Source organism: Providencia sp. PROV255 (genome assembly GCF_028478065.1).
Lineage (GTDB): Bacteria > Pseudomonadota > Gammaproteobacteria > Enterobacterales > Enterobacteriaceae > Providencia > Providencia rettgeri.
On sequence record NZ_JAMPMI010000039.1, the window covers coordinates 1 to 1,226 of the forward strand.

1 protein-coding gene is annotated in these 1,226 nt (G+C 50.9%); it reads right to left on the reverse strand.

All coding sequences use genetic code 11. From position 1 onward, the window contains the following. Positions 1 to 123 precede the first annotated feature (123 nt). Positions 124 to 1,226 (reverse strand): cupin domain-containing protein (locus PR725_RS21815; protein WP_272570411.1); only part of this gene is annotated, 1,103 nt, incomplete at its 5' end.

Consider the following 1,226-nt stretch of genomic DNA (forward strand, 5'->3'; position numbering starts at 1 on the left):
GTTTAGCTAGCCTTTCCAGCACTTTTATTCTCTCGCAATAACCTCAAGGCCTAAACAACGAGCTTGATCTGATATTATGATCCATTCATACTCATCATTGATCATATCATGTCAAATCGATCATTACACTGCGGCATAACCTTCTCCTCTACGTTGGGACTTCTGTGAAGGGCTAAACACACTCAGTTCCTGCCTACCGTACTTGAGCCTTTTTGCCTCTTCTCTCGACAACCCGTATGAGTTCATGACCACCTCCTCGGGCATGCCTCGGATGGCTGAGATCCGGCCGGCCAATGGGCTGTTCATGGCTTCGTCGTTGGTCAAGAATGAAACCCATTCAAGTCCATCTTGGTCTGCCTTCTTTAGTACAACGAAGTTTTGTGGGATCACTAGGAGTTGGCCCTCTTGCACTGTGTCATCGAACACTAGCCGCCCTTCGTTGGATGCGACCTGGACTCGCCCACTTCCCTTTGTGAAGTACACAATGCTGTGTGCGTTGATCTTCCAGTTAGGGGCAAATATGGCATTCTGGTAAAGGTTAACTTTCTCTGCACTGAGGCGGAGGTGGCTAAGGATGGGAAGTTTGCGACTGTTGAGGGAGGTCAAACGGCCACCTTGTGGGTTAAACACATCAGCCTTCTCAGGGTTGTCAATGTTCTCAGTGACCTGAGCACTGCAAATTGTCTCCTCTAAGCCGTTGTGTCGTCCTCGTCCACCACCACCGTGGCGTGATCTCTCGGACCTCTGCTCCTCCTGACCGTGGCGTGATCTCTCAGATCTCTGCTCCTCCTGGCCGTACTCAGGGATCAACAACTCGAGGTCTCCTTCGACACGGACAATGGCACCCCTGTCGTCGTTCTGGCCTTGGAGCTTGTTAATGGTCTCACGGTCTACTTGGTAGACTTCTGCTAGGATATCACCGTTGAGGCCACTGAAGATATTTTGGCCTTCGTTCTCGTGGCTTCCTCTTGATCGGCGACCGTGACCATCACTCTCGTGTCTTGATTGGTGGCCGTGACGTTCACTCTCGTGGTGTCGGTCGTGGTGGCGCCCTTGATCTCTTCCTTCTTGTGGGTTCCCAGCTAGGAAGAAGTTCCTCAAGTTGTCATCAAGCTGGTTTTGGTAGTTGCTAGTGTCAAACAACGAGACATAGGTGAGAGTCTCTTCTCCATCGTTGTACAACCATTTTGACGTTCCTGCAGGAGAGACGATGATGTCGCCTTCAC